The sequence below is a fragment of the Erwinia sp. TECH1 genome, assembly GCF_054057575.1.
Genome location: NZ_JBSRZK010000001.1, coordinates 4,152,871 through 4,169,832 on the forward strand (window position 1 = coordinate 4,152,871; position 16,962 = coordinate 4,169,832).

Below are 16,962 nucleotides of genomic sequence, written 5' to 3' on the forward strand. Positions count from 1 at the left end.
CCTGTGCCGGGCGGCGGTTATCCTGCACGCTGTCGTTTTTTTTCCGCTTTGATCCTGGCTTTTTCCTCACGGGCACGTGCCTTGAGGATTTTTCGCATACGAATAGCCAGCTTGATCAGACGCAGTTCGGTACTGACGGGTAGATTACGCTGACAAGCATTCGCCCATAGCATAATTAACAGCACTATGGTGATAACAATGATATTGATTAAGGCCTGGGCTTTATCATGTCTGAATAACAGGATAAGAAACAGCACAACATATACGACAGCGATATTCCTGAGTTTGGTGCTATCTTCCGCCATCTGCGTAATGGCTTCCGGCAGATCTATACCCGCCGTTAAGTCCGGATGATAAATCTGTTTTATAAGCTGCACATTGTTCTTAAAGACAAAGTAATCCTTACGGGTAAAATTATTACTCAGTATTTTTTCTCGTATAGCCTTTTTATTCTCCATACGCCAATAATCCTCTAAACCGTTCTGAATTTCCATAGTTCACGGATCTGTGTGATAGCTGGTTAATGATAATGGCTGCGAAGAATTGACACCAGCGTGAATTTTATAATGTTTGGCATTACTTCTTACTATAAGCAACTCGCATAAATGAAATCGCTAACGGCCAAACAGATAAGCGAGTAACGCTTTATCCTGCGCTGTCCCTACCTTCCTCTTACGCTGGTTATCTCTTCAGCGTCGCCCAACACCTGGCGGCCATTATCCGGCGTAAATATTTTGTTATCGTGACCTCTGCTGACGATAAGCATTTCGCCTTAAGGAGGATCGAGCCGGCCATCGGACTTTACGGTTTACATTCATCGGCTTTTGTTATGTGATCCTGTTACGTGAATTTTTCGAGCTGTCTCGCAAAACAGGATCCTGTATGCGCTTTTACCAGGCCGATCCCCGCCTTGAAAACTACTGGCGCGGCGTTATTCTTTTTGGCAAAAACGTCGCCTCCTATAAATTCGCGCTCGCCCATGCGTTGTACGACCTGAAGCAGCAGGACAACGATCTGATTACGCTGGAAGCGCTGGCCGTGCCCTTTGTGCGGCATTTATGCGCCCACCTGCGCCATGCGCCAAAGCAGATCACCAGCAAAAGTAGCGAATTTTTGGAGGCGTGCAGGCAGTTTAACGCAGGCGAGATCAACGAAGAACTGTTGATTGCCATTACCGTCAAGCGCGGATTCGCTAACGTAATTGATGCTTTTCATAATGTGAATTACGCCGAGATCGACAAACGCTTTTTCCTGGATGAACGCCGAAGCCATAAAGGTATTCGGCTTACGGATAATTTTTATCAGCTGACGGAAAACGAACACTTTGCCAGCCTGGTAGAGGAAACGGATGCAAGATGGCGGCTGGTTGAAGAAGCCTGGGCGATGAACGTTTCACGCAACCTGATTGCAGTGGATTACGACGATAATGACAAGATGCTTTTCAGCCGCCAGAGCGGTCGCCGCGTCACCATTACCAGCTGCCGCAGCAGCCTGAATGGCTACCAGAAAGGCCTGTGCTTTTATTGCTTCCGGCCGATTGGCGTGGCCGGTGGCGAGGAGAACCTGGCTGATGTCGATCACTTTCTGCCGCTGATGCTCAGCGAACAAATCGGCAACCTCAACGGCGTCTGGAATCTGGTGCTGGCCTGCCAGACCTGTAATCGTGGCGCTCAGGGTAAGCTTGCGCGTATCCCTGCGATAACGCTGTTGCAGCGCCTGCACGATCGTAACGAATACTTTATTAACAGCCATCTGCCTTTACGAGAGACTTTAATTCGCCAGACCGGCAATACGCCGCAGCTGCGGCACAGCTTTCTGCAAAAAAACTGGAGTACGGCAAAATTCGCCCTGCTCCACGAGTGGCAACCAGTGGCACAGGGAGGCAGTCTCTTTTGATAAACGAACACTATTACCGGCAGAACGCCCAACGGTTTTTTACCGATACGGTAAGTGTGGATATGTCTGCGCTTTACCAACCTTTTATTACCTGCCTGCGGTCAGGTGCGCGCATCCTTGATGCCGGCTGCGGTTCAGGCCGTGATGCCAAAGCCTTTAGCGAAATGGGTTTTACGGTCGAAGCCTTTGATGCATCGGCGGAGCTGGTTGCGCTGGCTCGTCATCTCTCCGGCAAACCTGTGGAGCGGATGCGCTTTCAGGATGTTGCTGCGGTTGAAAAATATGATGGTATCTGGTGTTGCGCGTCGCTACTGCATGTTTCCGAAGCGGAACTACCTGAAGTCATGACGAAGCTGGCGATAGCGCTGAAGCCTGGCGGCGTCTGGTATCTCTCTTTTAAATATGGCCGCGGCGAACGGGAAAAGGATGGGCGCACATTTACCGATCTGGATGCGGCAGGGTTACAGAAATTGGTAGATGAGGTTAATGAAGCTATTAGTGTAAGTTTGGCTAATAATAAGGCGGATATAAAAAGACAGGCAGGTTCTAAGAACAAAAAGGGAAGTGATTTCGTTCTTGAAACGAAAAAAATATGGCAGACCGGTGATTTACGTATCGGACGTGGCGATGAGGTATGGCTCAATGCAATTATCAGAAAAAAATTAACTTAGTAAGTTGATTCTGCTTATTCTGCTTTTCAGTCCAGCACCTGGCTGAATATTTTACCAGCGATGTGCTTGCCGATGCCGGAAAGTATGCGAAATATAACCTCTCTCTGTAAGCAGCTTAAAAAATATAACAATCCATAAGCGATAATGAAAATGCTCTACAAATTACATTAATTATTAGAAGCTCGTTCCACTTTTAACTTTTCACTGCTAATATTTCAGGAAAGCAATCAGTAAACAGATATAATAACAGGGTTATTTAGCGCAGGCTGAATGTGCGGGAACACATTCAGCCTGCTGACCACAACAACTATCGGAGGTAGTTATCATGGCTGGGCAGGATTGTAATGCAGTTGCGGCTGCAAAAGAAGTGACGGAAACCACGCTGCGCCACTATACGGTGAGTTATGCGAGCACCTTTCCGGATTACGAGCGTATCCCTTTACTCGCCTTTAAGGGAAAATGGCTGGATGCGGCAGGGTTCGCAACCGGCACACCGGTTGATATAAGGGTAATGCCGGGCTGCCTGGTAGTGACGGCCCGCGAGCCGGAACCGCAGGAACCGGAACTGATGCAGTCACTGCGCAAGGTGTGTAAGTTTTCTGCGAGGAAACAACGTCAGGTGCAGGAATTTATTGAGGTGATTTCGGGTAAGCCAATCCGTTAAGGTGCGAATTTCTTGTGCTGAATTATACCCAGCATCAGGCGGTTTTATGTTGAGTACGTTGATGCTGGTTGCTTACAAGATTGGGGCTGAATATTTAGCTTTTGATCGTAATGTCAGATCAAGAAATGGGGTTTTAACGGAGTTTATGAAATCGGTCGTGCAGTGCTTCCATCATAATGTGCATCCATAACACAAATAGCCTCTCCTCTGATAAACAGACAGTAAAAAAGGCCTGATACTATTGTGAGTGCTGCAATGATAAACATCCGCATCAGCGATTTCCCTCTATATCAATTACGGCATCCCTATTGGTTAAAAAAGGCCGAAATCCAAAATTATCATACCGTTGCAGAACAAACCAAATCCTAAAAATTGAAACTGGTTAAAATTTTTCTTAAGTATATCATCAGCATCCAGACCAAAGTGATCCTGGCCTGTAAATTTCACCTGTGCTTTCCATCCGTGCTTATCTACATTGATACTGATTATATCTATCCTGGTCGCATACACATCATGAACGCAGATGCCTGTTCCATTGATTTTATCAACTATAATCGAATAAAATTAGAGATAGCATCTTGGTCATTTTACTACATGACGTTCAGGTGTTTTATTTAAACTCAAACTCATCTGTGAACTTAACTATATTGCCGTTTTTTTGTAGCTGATACTTCCCATCATATGTTGTAAAGATCGCACCCAAATTTTTGCTATTACTGACAGAGAAAGCAGCATCTTTATCAATACAGTTTAGCGGTGGCGGCATATCATTAAAGCATAGCCTGTCATAACCATCACCTTCTTTATACCCCTCACCAAATAGCCAGAAAGTAACAGTAAAAGAACCATCTTTATCAGGCTTGGGAATATCATATTTTTCTTTCAACATATCCTTATTTTTTAGCCACCAATCGATTTTACCCTTATCGGTAAAAGGGAAGTTTCTTACTAAAACAGAACTGAATCCATACTCTCTATGATGAGCTGCGATAATATTAACCGGACGTATTGACAACCAAAGACAATAACCAAAAAACCCCAGCGCAATTAATAACAGCGCGTAACGCGTTTTTTTAGTTTTCGCTGTCATTACGGTTTCCTGTAATTTCTACGGTGGCTTCCATATTGGTCATAAAGGGTTTAAAAGCAAACGCGCTGCATCGTTGCAACACAAACCAGATACGGAAAAAACGAAAGACGTTAAATTTTAGTTTGGCAATATCCTCAACATCTAAACCGAAGTGATCTTGTACTTTGTAATGCACCACTGCCCGATAGCTATCGTTACTAATATGCAGTGATTTTAGGATGATGTGGGTTGCCCATGTATCGTGAACTGTAATACCCATCCCATTAATGTTATCCTGGAATCGGTCGAATTTAGGCAATTTACCGTCAAGTATCGCCTCTCTTAGTTTCCCTTTGTTATCTGTGGGATAGGCATTGCTTGTCCAATCAATGTTCTCGATTAAAGCATTTTTTATTTTTGACAACGTACTGTTCTCAGTCCTGTCATTGAGAATTTCCGCCTTCAAAGCGCTGTCCAGGTGCATACTGGTGAACGGTTTGCCATTACCGTACTGCATATGGGTGATCATCTTTTCGATCAGGTGTTGGTATGGGCCATAAATCGAGAACAGGCGCGATAAATCGCGGAATTCATCAAAAAAGATATTGGTACATTGCTGCCGGGTTATTTTTTCCCCTTCTCCGCGGGAGCCGTAAAACATGGACTGCGGCTGATTAAATGGCGTGATTCTGGTCAGGGTATAAGGATTGGCTCTGGTAGAGACATCCAGCAAATGAAAATGCGTTTTTAACTGTGATTCTGATAAATCGCCACAGCACATATCTTTGGCGCTGTAATCGTCCATTCGGTTTTGCGTTTGAAAAATAGTACAGGGAAACTGTAGTGCAATCATTTTGATACATTCCTTGTTTAATCGTCCGTGGAGACCTTCACAGGGAATAATATGCGGAGACTGGCAGGAATGTAAATCATGCAGTAATCCTGCCCGTAACTTTTAGTTCTTAACTTCTCCATCTGCACATCAACGCCGGACACCGTGTTTTTAAGCTGCTCCGCTTTTTCTCGCTTTCGGCCAGCCCTCTATCCGGTGCGGAGGCATTCGACGTGAACGTATAATAAAACGCTTCTAGTAGGCTCATAGCGCTTTCCTCTATTTATAAACGCCAGCGTGGTGATAGGCTAGTGCGCTGGCACATATGCCAGAGCCCGGCACATCTCATGGCTGCACCTGCCCTATGCCGTGTATTCTGGCAAAATTAAACGGCGATATGCGCTGAACGCAGCTCTGCTCTCTTTGCCTGCATAGCGATATTTAAGATACCAGCGTTTAGAACCGGTTGGTTTGACAAGAAGATACAATCCGTGGCCATCCGTGAGTTTGTACTCTTTCTCACGAGGCTTTGCGGTACGGGCCGCAACATCAGTTAAAGGCATAATTTGGGGGGCAAAAGTTTATCGAAGCGACCCCCATTCTGACCCCCAAACTTGCTGGATGTCAATGGATGACCTCGGACGTATATGGACAGAAGAAAAACTCTTATCGTTGATTTTAAAGCTTTTTTGGACTTCCTCGGACGAGGATGGACAGGATACTGGTGCGAAGGCCGGACTCAAACAATCATACAAATTATTGTTTTTGTTTATTTTTTAATAAGAAAAACCTAGGAGTGCCCCCATTTATGCCCCCATAATAATTTGTGGCTATCATTTTAAAAACAGATAGTTATGAAATCGTGCAAAAATCATTCATCAATTTTTGATGAAATTTTTCTCTCGGTTTGGTTCCGTGATGTAGACCCTTACCGGTGCTGCTGACCGTAAATTTTTAGCATTAACCCAGAAAAAAAAGATTTTAAGTAAAAGTGTTCACCCTGTTCACCTTTCATTTTTATTGATTATTATCATATATTTAAGTGGTGATCACTTAAATTTGTACTATTCATTACTCTTCACCCGAGGGTGAACACTATTCACTTTCAGGCGTAAAAATCCGGTCTGGTCGGCTTAGATTTTTCAGATAGGTTTCTATCGCACTGAAGCCATTAACTAGTTTCACGGCTTGGCAAATCGAAGTCATCCTGAAGATTATGGCTGGACGTTACTAATTCACTTATCGCTCATCGTCTAAAGTGAAAGACTGCTATGAGCGAAGAGCGGACACTGCTAACAGCATTCTGTGCGAATCAGCAGGGAGCAGGTCAAAACGCCAAGCTGTAACGAGCTCACTAATTGCATACACTTGGTTGGAAGTTCCCTAAAAATGTTAGATAATAACTTGTAGGTTTATCCACCACTTACGGTGGTTACTATTAACATTATCAGGTGACTAGCAGCATGCCAAATAGTTTATTTTATAATCATATAGAAAAGAGTGAGTTGAATACAAATGTTATTCAAAATATCGAGGAGTATGCTGAACAAAACCCAACTGAACAGTTATACCTAATAACAGCTCCATTAGGTGAAAACAAATATAGCTACTCTTATTCAGAAAACACTATAGTAATACTTTCACCAAAGCACAAAATAATATTCATTGATTTAAAAAATGATGAAGATGAGTTTGATGAATATTACGAAGATTTTATGGAGGATGTTAACTCTATATCTGATAAATATAGATATCAAAAACATATAGGAAGAGCTCGAAAATTAAAAGAAGGTTTCACGAGCCGGGTTACGCTAGATAACGACTTTGATTGCTCAGAAATTTTGAAAGAGAATCAACTTAATGAGGCTGACTATAGAAAGTGTGAGCTTTTGATATCATTAATTACGGGTAGTATAAATAATATAGACAAGGTCGGAGTTGAAACTCCAACAACGCTTCTTGAAAAAGTGAAACATAATATAATTTTATTTGATGGTGAGCAAACTCGATTTATATACAAGCAACTACCAAACAAAAGAATATCAATCCAAGGTTTGTCTGGCACTGGTAAAACCGAGCTTTTAATGCATAAACTAAAAGAAATATATGCATCGGAAGATAAGATTAAAATTTTCTTTACGTGTCATAATAAAGCATTATCTCATACACTGAAAGATAGGATTCCAACGTTTTTTGACTTTATGAAAGTCGAAAAACAAATCAAATGGAATAATGAGTTGTGGGTTGATAGGGCATGGGGTTCTAAGCAAGATAAAGACTCTGGGTTATATAGTTATATCTGTGATTTTTATGGCATTTCTTTTTCAAGGTGGAGCAAAAACACTAGTTACCATGAGATATTTTCTAAGGCATTAATTGAAATTAATAAAATTGAAGATTTAGAATATGCATTTGATTATATTTTAATTGATGAAAAACAAGACTTCCCTGAAGTATTTTTTGAGTTGTGTGAAAAGATTACTAGACACAAGGTATACGTAGCTGGTGATATTTTCCAGGATATTTTTGAAAATAACATCAAGAAAGAAGTTGAAAATGTCGACTATGTACTTAACAAATGTTACCGAACGGCACCTCGGATTTTAATGTTTGCACATGCTATTGGAATGGGGCTTTTTGAAAAAAACAAACTCAATTGGTTAGAAGATAGTGAGTGGGAAAGTAGTGGTTATACTATCAATAAAGCAAACAAAGAAGTGACACTCTCTCGTGATTCTATTCGGAGGTTTGAGGATTTGGAAGAGACAAAAATATCGAATATGAATATCATGAAACATATAAATGAGTCACAAATTATTGATATTTTAAAGCGTATTAAAAATGATAATCCGACAGTAGAATCAAATGATATTGCTATAATCATGTTAGATAAAGATAATTACATCTATGATTATATAGATCGTTTAGAGTTTAAAATTAGAACTGAGCTTAAATGGGATGTTAATAAGGCAGTAGAGACTAAGAAAAAAATACCAAATCAATTATTTATTTCAAACGTTAATAATGTCAAAGGATTGGAATTCCCTTTTGTTATTTGTGTAACAAAAGAAATTAAAGATAATTATACATATAGGAATAGTCTTTACACAATGTTAACCCGTTCATTTCTTCAGTCTTACTTGTTGATTGAAAAGTATGAAAAAATCCAATGCCAACTTGATGGTTTAGATATAATTAATACACAAGATGTAATTAAAACTAAAGAGCCAAGCAGGGAAGAAAAAGAAAGAATACAGAAGCGTATTGTTAAGGTTAAAAGTCAATCTAACGTCTCCTTCTATGATTTTATTAATGATATTTTAACAAAAGAAGGGATTGAAAAGAAATATTGGAAGAAATTCATCCAGTCTTTACCTGAAAGCTATAAAGACGATTTTGATGAGGATGGGATTGTTGAATTTATTAACGATAACAAAAAGTACTACTGCAGATGATTGAGTACACATTTGATATAGATGAATCTTACATGGATAGATTTTTTAAGCCGATTAAAAATAAAATCCAGATAATAGAACTATTGATGAATAGTATTAAATATATGCTTATCAACCCGACAATTAAAGAAAGCAACGCTAAGGGTAAGATTATTGTTAGAATTGACAAAATGAGTAGAATATTTTTTGTGAAATCTGATAAATATTTTTCAATAATGTTCCCATTTTACATTAAGAAAAATGAAGGCTACTCATTCAATTTTAGAAACGAGATGGAAGTTGATAATCGAATTACATCTGAGGTTATATCATTAATAAATGAGCCGAGTTTTTATAGTGATTGTAGCTTGGAGTTTGTTGAGAAAATATCATTATATCAAGAGGATAGTTGCAATGAGAATTATTGGAGTTTTTTGAGAGAGTTACTCATGATGGAAGATGGATATTTAAGGTATGACTATGATAGGATTAACTATGAAAAACATGGTAAAAAAGACATACATCCCTTGCATCACTACGACTTATTTTATGGTAGCAATTCTACTTTTAAAATTGGATTGAAACGAAAAATATCAGAGGAAGATTTTTTAGACTTGCTGAACATAAAAACCGATTGTAAGTTTATTAATTGTTAGGAAATACAGAGGGAGGGCATTATCCTGCCACCGATTGAATTAGCTATATTTGTTAATTTTCTGGTGCAGGGGGTAATCCCCCCGAAAAAAAATGCAGGCATAAGTAGAGTTTTCCTCCCCCCTGAATGCAGCGGGATTTCTATGAAATGATCACGGTCACCGGCAGCCAGATAATTTCCATTTTCATTCAACCCGATGAGGTACTTAAACTTGGTCATCAATTTCCGCTATTGGCACAAACCGGCCGGAACCGGTTTGTGCCAGTCGTCTAGCTTATGCATCACAGCGCGGTAGCCAGTCAGCCTCGCAGTCCTCGCTCAGCTCCAGGCTGGTCTGGATGCCGTTCTTCGTCTTGCGCTTCAGCAGCTCTATCTCATACTCCTTCAGCGTCTGCGGCACCGCCTGGCCGAACGCGGTCAGACTCATGGGATGCTGATGGCCTCTGGCCTCCATAAACGACAGATAGGCGTGATACAGGTAGCGTCTGGGGTTCATTGGCCGGATATTGGCGTTGCCGATAAACAGCCCGGTTGGCGTGCTCAGCGGCGTCAGATAGCCACAGAAGTCGACCAGCGGGTCGGCGCTGCGCTTGATTTCCAGCGCTTCTTCCGACGACTGCTGCGCCTGGAGTAATTCGCGGGCGTCGTCCGGGTGGCTGAAGCGCTGCATCAGGTGGCGCACGATAACCGCCAGCTCACCGGCAATCTTCTCCAGCAGCTGCGGGTCGCGCTCGTTTGCCGGTATCACGTCCGGGAACGGCAGGATTACCCGGCGACGCGACACGCCGCCGCTGCGGTCGCTGAAGCGCATCGGGTTGTTGTTCACCGCCAGTATTACTGCCGGGATGTGCGTTGAGTAGGCGTCGCGGTACTTCGGGTCAATCGCCACGGCGTCGCCGCCGGTAATCGCCTTGATGCCCGCGCCGTCGCCGCTCCACTTTTCCTGGTCCGGCAGGATTATTAAGGAGTATCCCACGACCGAGGCACGCTCGCGGGACGATTCCAGCGTGTCTATGGTCGCCGCCGTGGTGTTGTCCTCGCCTGCAAGCAGGCGGGCAATTGATGCCATTACGCTTTTTCCGCTGCCGCCGGGGCCGGTCACTTCGAGGAACAGTTGCCAGTCGTAGCGGTTCGCCAGCACCATAAATAACGCCGCGAGGATACGCTCCTGCTTCGCCTCATTGCGTCCGGCCGCCCGCGTCAGCCACTGCCAGAAGGCAGGGGCGTCGTCCGCCAGATTCTCGCCCGCCTTCGGCGTGGTGTAGTCCACGCTGTTAACGGTGCGGAGCCAGTGCTCTTTTTTGTGCGGGCCAAAGGTGCCGGTTGCGGTGTCAAACACTCCGTTACGAAAGCCAATCAGCCGCCGGGCCGGTGCGCCCATCTGCGGCACCATCAGCTTAAGCGTGTCCACGATGCCGCCGATACCGGTGGCGGAGAACGGCGCGCGCACCTTCTGGAACAGCGCGGCAATCTCACGGCTGAGCACGCGGTACGGCAGCACCTGCCATGCGCCGCCCTCGTAGCGGCACAGGTCTTCGCCCACGACCGGCACGGCCAGCGTGTTGAGGTAGTGCGCGGCCAGCAGTTCTGCCTTCTGGCTGGCGCTCATGGCCTTCAGGTCAGCCTCGCTTACCGACTCAAACGGGCTGAGCGCTTTCGGCTGGGTAAACGCGGTCAGCATGGCCTGAGCAGCTATTTCGCCCTCCGCCTGAAAGACGTCGTTCCAGTCGCCGCTAACAGGTGGCAATGCGGGCTTGCTGTTGCAGCGCTTTGCCGCCGCTTCGGCGCGCAGCTGGCCGGTGCCATTCCCGTCATTGTCAGCGGCAATCAGTATCATCGCCTCCGGGTACTCTGCGTGCAGGCGCTCTGCCAGCGCGGGCAGGTTGTTGGCGCTCAGAGCGACGTAAACTGCCTGGCCGGTGAGCCGGTGCACGGTCAGGCCGGTGGCGTAGCCCTCGGTCAGCCAGAGCGTGTCGCCGGGTTCGCCCAGGCGGTGGAACGCCTCCTTCACCTGTCCGCCCGCCAGCGTGCGCTTCACGCCGTCCGCGTTAATCAGCTGGGCGTTAACCGTGTCGCCGGAAAAGTCCGTCAGCGGCACAATCAGGTCGCCGGGCTGATAGGTGGTGTCGCTGATACGCTTTGAGGTGGTCAGCGTTGGGGCGGTGACATCAGCCAGCCCCTTGCCCGTCAGGTAGGCGTTACCGGCCTGTGTTTTCGCACCGGTAACAAGCCGTACGGCCTCTTTTGCTGCCTTGAGGCGCGCCTGCGCCTTTTCCTCGTCGGTTTTCTCTGTGGACGTCTGAACCAGCTTAACCGGCTGCGTGCCAATCAGCCCGGCCACCCGGCATGCCGCTTCCTTTGTGTTGACGTCCAGCGCCTTTTCAACCAGCGCCAGCCCGTCGCCCGCGCCGCACTGGTTGCAGACCCACGTCCCGCGACCGGCCTGATTGTCAAAGCGGAAGCGGTCTTTGCCGCCGCAGACCGGGCATGGCGAGTGCTGTCCGGCAGCGTTGATGCTGATACCCAGCGCGGGCAACAGCTGCGGCCAGTGACCGGCGGCGGCGCGCACGGTGTCGGTGACGATATGTTTCATGGCTGGCCTCCTTAGTGCAGCGTGGCTTTTGAGGCGGCCAGGCGGCCGCACAGCAGTTCATCCATCATGGTTTCGCCCATGCGCGTCAGTTGCGGCGCGGCGACCAGCACGTCGGGCTGTACCATTTCGCTGAGCATGGTGCAGGCCATGTCCATGCCGTTTTCCGGGCCGTACTTCCGCACGTAATAACCTTCCAGCTCCAGCGCGATGGTCATCTGCACCTCGTCCAGCGAGGCGGAGACGTCGAGGCCGTAGCGCTCGCAGGCGGAGAGGTAGCCCTGGGCAATGGCGCGGCGGTAAACGGCGGTGCGCACCTCAACGGGCAGGCAGGATTGATTAATTGTCACGGGAGACCTCCATATCGTTAAGCATGACGGATTCACAGGTGCTGACCACTTTCCCCAGCTGGTCGGTGAGCAGCGCCACCACGGACGCCAGCGCGTTACCGTCGGGGCCATCTTTACGGTTGCCAGAGCATTCAATCACGTTCAGCATGTCGAGCACGGTCACGCCCACGCTGTGGGCATGCTGAAGACGCAGGAAATCGGCGTGCGGAATGGGGTAGCTGTCGTGGTTGTTAAGTCGGGCGGACAGGGTATTCATGCGGCCACCCCGCAGAGCGGCAGGCGACCGGCAAAGGACAGCACGTAATCGCGGGCCAGCAGTCGGCGGGCGGCAGATTCGGTTTCGGCAGTGGTACGCAGCATGCAGGGACGGGCGGCGGTATCGGCGCGGCGCACGGCGGCAAATAAAAAGGTGAACTGCATGCGTGCAGAAATAAGGGTTGCGGCCATAGTGGCAGACTCCATTGAGTAGCGGTTAACGCCACCACCGGAGTTCTCACACTCGGGTGGCAGCCCGGACGGGGGTGAGAAACCGGCCTCAATGGATACCGGCCAGCCCGAAGGCTGCCCCGCCCGGGCCACCATTATGAAGACGGCACAGCGGCTCAAGAACCGTTGCCCGAAAAATGGGTGCACAGAGGCTACGACATAAAAAAACACGCGTGGCGCGTGTTGTGTCGCCATTGAGTAACTCGGGTTCTCACGCCCGGCTGCCGATTTTGCGGCAGCGGGGAAACAGTACACCGGCGGCTCGCCAGAAAAAAGCCTTTTTTTACGCATCGGGCCTTTTTCCTCAGCAATCGGTCAGGACGTGATCGGATTGCGGCGGATTTGATCGGAAGTTCTTGCTCTGCTCACCTTTACTCCCCTTTGCAGGCTTCGGCTTTTCGGTAAGCACGGAAATATGGCCGTGGCGGCCGCTGTTGAATGCGGGCAGCGTGGATTTTTTGCCTGCGACGGCGGAAAGCAGGCTTTCTGCCACGTACACGGCCTCTTCCTGGCTGAGCGGATAGCTGCGGGTACCGAAATTGAGCTTAATCATGCCGCACCTCCGGCACGCTGCGCGATACGGGCCTGCATCCAGTCGTCAATCTCCGACGCCAGCCAGGCGACGTTCTTGCCGCCGAGGGAAATCTGCGACGGGAACTGCTCGCGGCAGATTAAATCGTAAATGGTGGAGCGGGACAGGCCGCAGGTGCTGATAACCTCCGGCAGGCGCATAAAGCGGTCGCGGGGGTATTGAAGGTCGTTAACGGTCGGCGTGGCCGGGGCGGATGGTGAAGCGGTGGAAAGCATGGTGTTACCTCTTTTTGTATCCGGGCGGCGCTGGCCGGTTCCGGTCGTGTTGTGCTGGTAACCCCCTATTGTGAGAATATTTTTGCCCGTGTAAACAAGCCGCCGTCCGGTGGTAAATGAGCAAAATCGCGTTCTGTTGCACCCTGTTGCTCACTGTTTATCAACGATTATCAGAGATTGTCATTTATAAAAAATTAACCGGAAATTCAGATTCATTAATAGCTAAAAACTCTGAAAAAATGCTCGCCAGAAAAAGGCCGGTTTAAAAGCGGGTGAACAGTGGTGAACACCCGGTGAACAGTTCATTCTCAGGTGTTCACCCCTTTACTTACTGTATTTATTATCTTTTTTTCAGAGGTGAAGAGTAGTGAACAGTTTTATACAAAACTAAAAGCTCAGAGAGGGGTTCCGGTGAAGATTTGGCCGTGTTTGCTCAGCAACAGGCAGACAGCAATGAAATGATTTGTCCGGTGGTGAACAGCAGAATAGCGACAACCTTTACAGAGAGAGAAAAGCTATGAGCGCCCCGGAAAAGAGCACCACCCTGAAAAGCTTTGAAGAAGCCCGCACTGCGCATCTTGAGAAGATGAAACAGTACAACAACACCTGCGCCGACATTACCCGCTGCGAGAAGGAGCGTGAGGCGGCCATCGAGGCGGGAAAGGAAGCCGAAACGAACTGGCGCACCCGCTTTCGCAATCTGCGCGGCAACCTGACCGACGAGCTGAAAGCGGAGCACAGCCAGCGCATTGCCAGCCGGGAGCTGGCGGAAGAGTTTACCGGGCTGATTGCCGAGTTGGAGCTGGACAAGCAGGTCTTCATGCTTAACGCCTGTGTAACGGGTAAGGAATACGTCTATGCGCATCAGGTGGCTTTCAACGAGTTTGCCGACGCGACCTGGCAGTCGGCGCTGCGCAACGTCAGCCCTTCGCTGTTATGGGCTATCCGCCTGCGGCTCCAGCGTGAAAAGGTCAATCCACGTGAAGACGACGACGAGCGCAGCGATATGCAGGTCGTGGCGGAGCTGATTGGTAACGCGCTGACCCGTGCGGCTGCTGCTTTGCCGGAGAAGGTGCTGACCGAAGCGCCGGTGCTGGAGAATATCGGCCTGTGGCGTCCGGCGCTCACCGGCGTGGATATGGTGCTGTATGCAAATCCGATTAAGCGCAGCAGGGCGTGGGATGCCATCCACGTACACCGTCCGTGGATAAGGGAAGGTAAAAAGAAATGATGCACTGCCCGTACTGCAAAAGCCCGGCGCACGCCAAATCAAGCCGCTATATGTCGGAACAGGTGAAGGAACGCTATCACCAGTGCACCAGCCTTGACTGCTCCTGCACGTTCAAAACCAGCGAGAGCATCACAAAAGTCATCACCGCGCCGCCGCAGCCCGAACCGCTTCCCGCAGTCGCCCCGGAGCCGGTGAAAGAACGCCAGACAATCGGGCGCTACGGCTCAGCCTTTCGTACCCTCCACTGACCACAACGGCCGCTGAAACCAGCGGCTTTTTTGTTTCCGCTTTTCGTCCTTTCAACGCCCTTTTTCTGGCCAGCCGGGTTTGTAAAGAGCAATGCATGCATGGAGTGCATGATTTTGCATGCAGAATGCAGCGCATCAGACACCCCGTCAGCCCAAGCCCGCCGCGGCTTCGGCCGGTTCATGCAACCGCATAAAAAACGATGCATAAAGCGGGCAGGCGAGGCGGGGGTAGCATTGCGCGCTGAGGGGAAAAGCAATATAGCTTAGTGCCAAACGCGCTTTTGTTTTGGAGTGGCTAAATTGCGCATCGCAATGCCTCACTTATGTTTTGCATAATCGTAAGGAGAGACGTACTCACTACTGTTTGCATAAAGAAAATCCGCCCACCATTGCACCATCAATCTACGTTCATCCAGGTGCTCAGAAGTGTGAATGTAAGCAGCACGCACATTGTTACGCTCGGAGTGGCTCAACTGCCGCTCTATCGCATCATCACTCCATAATCCCGACTCACCCAGCGCACCCCGTGCCATTGTCCTGAAGCCATGCCCGCAAACTTCGGTTTTTGTGTCATACCCCATAGCGCGCAGAGCATTGTTAACCGTGTTTTCGCTCATAACTTTTTTAGGATCGTGATCGCCGGGAAAGAGCCTCTCGTTATTACCGCTTAACTGCTTCAACTTTTCCAGCAGGGCTAAAACCTGACGGCTTAGCGGTACAAGATGCTCCTCTTTCATCTTCATGCCACGATGGGAGTAACGAACTCCTTCTATCTCTTTACGCTGAGCAGGAACTTTCCATAAAGCCCTTTTGAAATCGAACTCATCCCAACGGGCAAAACGCAACTCACTGGAACGGACGAAAGTTAGTAATGAAAGCTCTACAGCAATACGGGTCATGATACGCCCACGGTATGCGGCCAGGCGCTCAAGAAATTCAGGAAAACGGCTGAAGGGTAATGCGGGGTAATGGCGAGCCTTGACGGTAGAAAGTGCCCCGGCCATATCAATAGCGGGGTTAGATTCAATGTAATCGTTCTGCACTGCATAGCGCATTATCGCCGTAACACGCTGCTGAAGACGCTGAGCGACGTCATGCCTGCCACTGGCATCTACGGCCTTAATGGGTGCTAACAGCTGGCTGGTTTTCAGCTTACGTACATCGGCCAAACCAATATGAGGAAAAATATATAGCTCAAGGTAGCGAAGAATGCGTGAGCGGTGATCATCACTCCATCGCTTGTTACTGGCATGCCATTCGCGGGCGATCGTTTCAAAAGTATAAGCCCCGGCGTTTTCAGCCTGGGCTTCTTTCTGTTCAGCTTTGGGGTCAATCCCCTGCCCTAACATCTTTTTAGCTTCGTCACGCTTAGCTCTTGCCTCAGCAAGCGTGACTGTCGGCCAAACGCCAAAAGCAAGCCGGTCTTCTTTTTTGTCAGCTGGCCGTCGGTACTTCATACGCCAGTACTTTGATCCTTTGGTCGTGACCTCAAGGTACAGACCGCCACCGTCAGCCATTTTATAAGTTTTTTCTTTAGGCTTTGCAGTGTCGACCTGGCGGGCATTCAGCTTCATTTTGGGGGCACATTTCTTATCGAAGTGGGGATGCCCCCAATTATGCCCCCAGCGGGGTCTGGATTGCAATGGATGTGCTCGGACGATGCCGGATGATAAAATCAGGCCAAACATTGATTTTAAAGGGTTTTTTGGACTTCCTCGGACGAGGATGGACAGGATACTGGTGCCGAAGGCCGGAATCGAACCGGCACGCCTTGCGGCGGTTGATTTTGAATCAACTGCGTCTACCGATTTCGCCACTTCGGCACTGAAGGGTATGCGGAAAACGTTGTGGATTATACCTTTACCCCCTGTTTCCGCAACCCCTATCAGCAAGCGAATGAGCGACTGCTGAAAAAAACGTCGTTTTGTTTTTTTGGTTATCATGCTCACATAGTGCCATTCTTGTTAAAATTGTTCATTTACTCGACACCTCCCTATAAGTACACTTTCTAAAAGGGTACTTACTACAT

Annotated in this window: 17 protein-coding genes, 1 tRNA gene and 2 pseudogenes; 7 read left to right on the forward strand and 13 right to left on the reverse strand. The window is 48.0% G+C overall.

The window, feature by feature from the left end; genetic code table 11:
- Window positions 1–17 precede the first annotated feature (17 nt).
- On the reverse strand, window positions 18–494 hold the full coding sequence (locus tag ACVWZ0_RS19425; RefSeq protein WP_253458092.1) for a hypothetical protein: 477 nt from the start codon (window positions 492–494) through the stop codon (window positions 18–20).
- A 388-nt stretch (window positions 495–882) separates the two neighbouring features.
- Here ACVWZ0_RS19425 and ACVWZ0_RS19430 point away from each other — a divergent pair, with 388 nt between their 5' ends.
- The 3 genes from ACVWZ0_RS19430 to symE all read left to right on the forward strand — a co-directional run bounded on the left by ACVWZ0_RS19430 (window position 883) and on the right by symE (window position 3,231).
- The gene (locus ACVWZ0_RS19430) at window positions 883–1,896 is read left to right on the forward strand and encodes an HNH endonuclease family protein (RefSeq protein ID WP_253458089.1); all 1,014 of its coding nucleotides are present in this window, start codon (window positions 883–885) and stop codon (window positions 1,894–1,896) included.
- A complete protein-coding gene (locus ACVWZ0_RS19435; RefSeq protein ID WP_253461212.1) occupies window positions 1,896–2,567 on the forward strand; it encodes a class I SAM-dependent methyltransferase in 672 nt (223 codons plus the stop codon). The genes ACVWZ0_RS19430 and ACVWZ0_RS19435 overlap by 1 nt, the downstream gene beginning before the upstream one ends.
- 325 nt (window positions 2,568–2,892) lie before the next feature.
- Window positions 2,893–3,231, forward strand: coding sequence for an endoribonuclease SymE (gene symE, locus ACVWZ0_RS19440; protein WP_253458086.1), 339 nt, complete (start codon window positions 2,893–2,895; stop codon window positions 3,229–3,231).
- 271 nt (window positions 3,232–3,502) lie between these two features.
- Here the strand turns inward: symE and ACVWZ0_RS19445 are convergent.
- The 4 genes and pseudogenes from ACVWZ0_RS19445 to ACVWZ0_RS19460 all read right to left on the reverse strand — a co-directional run.
- Window positions 3,503–3,786 (reverse strand): annotated as a pseudogene (locus tag ACVWZ0_RS19445) (DUF3289 family protein).
- Between the two features lie 55 nt (window positions 3,787–3,841).
- Window positions 3,842–4,321: a DUF943 family protein gene (locus tag ACVWZ0_RS19450; RefSeq protein WP_253458083.1), complete on the reverse strand. Its 480-nt coding sequence runs from the start codon at window positions 4,319–4,321 to the stop codon at window positions 3,842–3,844.
- On the reverse strand, window positions 4,305–5,153 hold the full coding sequence (locus tag ACVWZ0_RS19455) for a DUF3289 family protein (protein WP_253458080.1): 849 nt from the start codon (window positions 5,151–5,153) through the stop codon (window positions 4,305–4,307). Before ACVWZ0_RS19455 ends, ACVWZ0_RS19450 begins: the two co-directional genes overlap by 17 nt.
- A 374-nt stretch (window positions 5,154–5,527) precedes the next feature.
- Window positions 5,528–5,695, reverse strand: a pseudogene (locus tag ACVWZ0_RS19460) (Arm DNA-binding domain-containing protein); the annotation flags it as partial.
- A gap of 900 nt (window positions 5,696–6,595) precedes the next feature.
- Here ACVWZ0_RS19460 and ACVWZ0_RS19465 point away from each other — a divergent pair.
- A complete protein-coding gene (locus ACVWZ0_RS19465; RefSeq protein WP_105099051.1) occupies window positions 6,596–8,587 on the forward strand; it encodes a DEAD/DEAH box helicase in 1,992 nt (663 codons plus the stop codon).
- Between the two features lie 32 nt (window positions 8,588–8,619).
- Complete coding sequence (locus tag ACVWZ0_RS19470; protein ID WP_253458077.1) at window positions 8,620–9,222, forward strand: hypothetical protein; 603 nt, start codon at window positions 8,620–8,622, stop codon at window positions 9,220–9,222.
- Between the two features lie 273 nt (window positions 9,223–9,495).
- On the opposite strand, the gene ACVWZ0_RS19475 is transcribed toward ACVWZ0_RS19470, so the two are convergent.
- The 6 genes from ACVWZ0_RS19475 to ACVWZ0_RS19500 are packed head-to-tail and all read right to left on the reverse strand — an operon-like array spanning window position 9,496 to window position 13,454.
- Window positions 9,496–11,814, reverse strand: a complete 2,319-nt coding sequence (locus ACVWZ0_RS19475) for a primase-helicase zinc-binding domain-containing protein (RefSeq protein ID WP_253458074.1) — start codon at window positions 11,812–11,814, stop codon at window positions 9,496–9,498.
- 11 nt (window positions 11,815–11,825) lie between these two features.
- The gene (locus ACVWZ0_RS19480; RefSeq protein WP_253458071.1) at window positions 11,826–12,161 is read right to left on the reverse strand and encodes a DUF5375 family protein; all 336 of its coding nucleotides are present in this window, start codon (window positions 12,159–12,161) and stop codon (window positions 11,826–11,828) included.
- Window positions 12,151–12,417 carry a hypothetical protein gene (locus tag ACVWZ0_RS19485; protein ID WP_253458068.1) on the reverse strand — a complete coding sequence of 89 codons (267 nt, stop codon included), beginning with the start codon at window positions 12,415–12,417 and terminating at the stop codon, window positions 12,151–12,153. Before ACVWZ0_RS19485 ends, ACVWZ0_RS19480 begins: the two co-directional genes overlap by 11 nt.
- Entirely contained in the window at window positions 12,414–12,938 is a 525-nt protein-coding gene (locus ACVWZ0_RS19490; protein ID WP_253458065.1) for a host cell division inhibitor Icd-like protein, read from the reverse strand. Before ACVWZ0_RS19490 ends, ACVWZ0_RS19485 begins: the two co-directional genes overlap by 4 nt.
- Window positions 12,939–12,951: 13 nt before the next feature.
- Window positions 12,952–13,200: a hypothetical protein gene (locus tag ACVWZ0_RS19495; RefSeq protein ID WP_253458063.1), complete on the reverse strand. Its 249-nt coding sequence runs from the start codon at window positions 13,198–13,200 to the stop codon at window positions 12,952–12,954.
- On the reverse strand, window positions 13,197–13,454 hold the full coding sequence (locus tag ACVWZ0_RS19500) for a helix-turn-helix transcriptional regulator (protein WP_137764398.1): 258 nt from the start codon (window positions 13,452–13,454) through the stop codon (window positions 13,197–13,199). The genes ACVWZ0_RS19495 and ACVWZ0_RS19500 overlap by 4 nt, the downstream gene beginning before the upstream one ends.
- A gap of 517 nt (window positions 13,455–13,971) precedes the next feature.
- On the opposite strand from ACVWZ0_RS19500, the gene ACVWZ0_RS19505 reads away from it, so the two are divergent.
- Entirely contained in the window at window positions 13,972–14,685 is a 714-nt protein-coding gene (locus ACVWZ0_RS19505) for a hypothetical protein (protein WP_253458060.1), read from the forward strand.
- Window positions 14,682–14,933 carry an ogr/Delta-like zinc finger family protein gene (locus ACVWZ0_RS19510; protein ID WP_253458058.1) on the forward strand — a complete coding sequence of 84 codons (252 nt, stop codon included), beginning with the start codon at window positions 14,682–14,684 and terminating at the stop codon, window positions 14,931–14,933. The genes ACVWZ0_RS19505 and ACVWZ0_RS19510 overlap by 4 nt, the downstream gene beginning before the upstream one ends.
- Window positions 14,934–15,250: 317 nt before the next feature.
- On the opposite strand, the gene ACVWZ0_RS19515 is transcribed toward ACVWZ0_RS19510, so the two are convergent.
- Window positions 15,251–16,507: a tyrosine-type recombinase/integrase gene (locus ACVWZ0_RS19515; protein ID WP_253458056.1), complete on the reverse strand. Its 1,257-nt coding sequence runs from the start codon at window positions 16,505–16,507 to the stop codon at window positions 15,251–15,253.
- 164 nt (window positions 16,508–16,671) lie between these two features.
- A tRNA-Leu gene (locus ACVWZ0_RS19520) sits at window positions 16,672–16,756 on the reverse strand.
- Window positions 16,757–16,962: the final 206 nt, after the last annotated feature.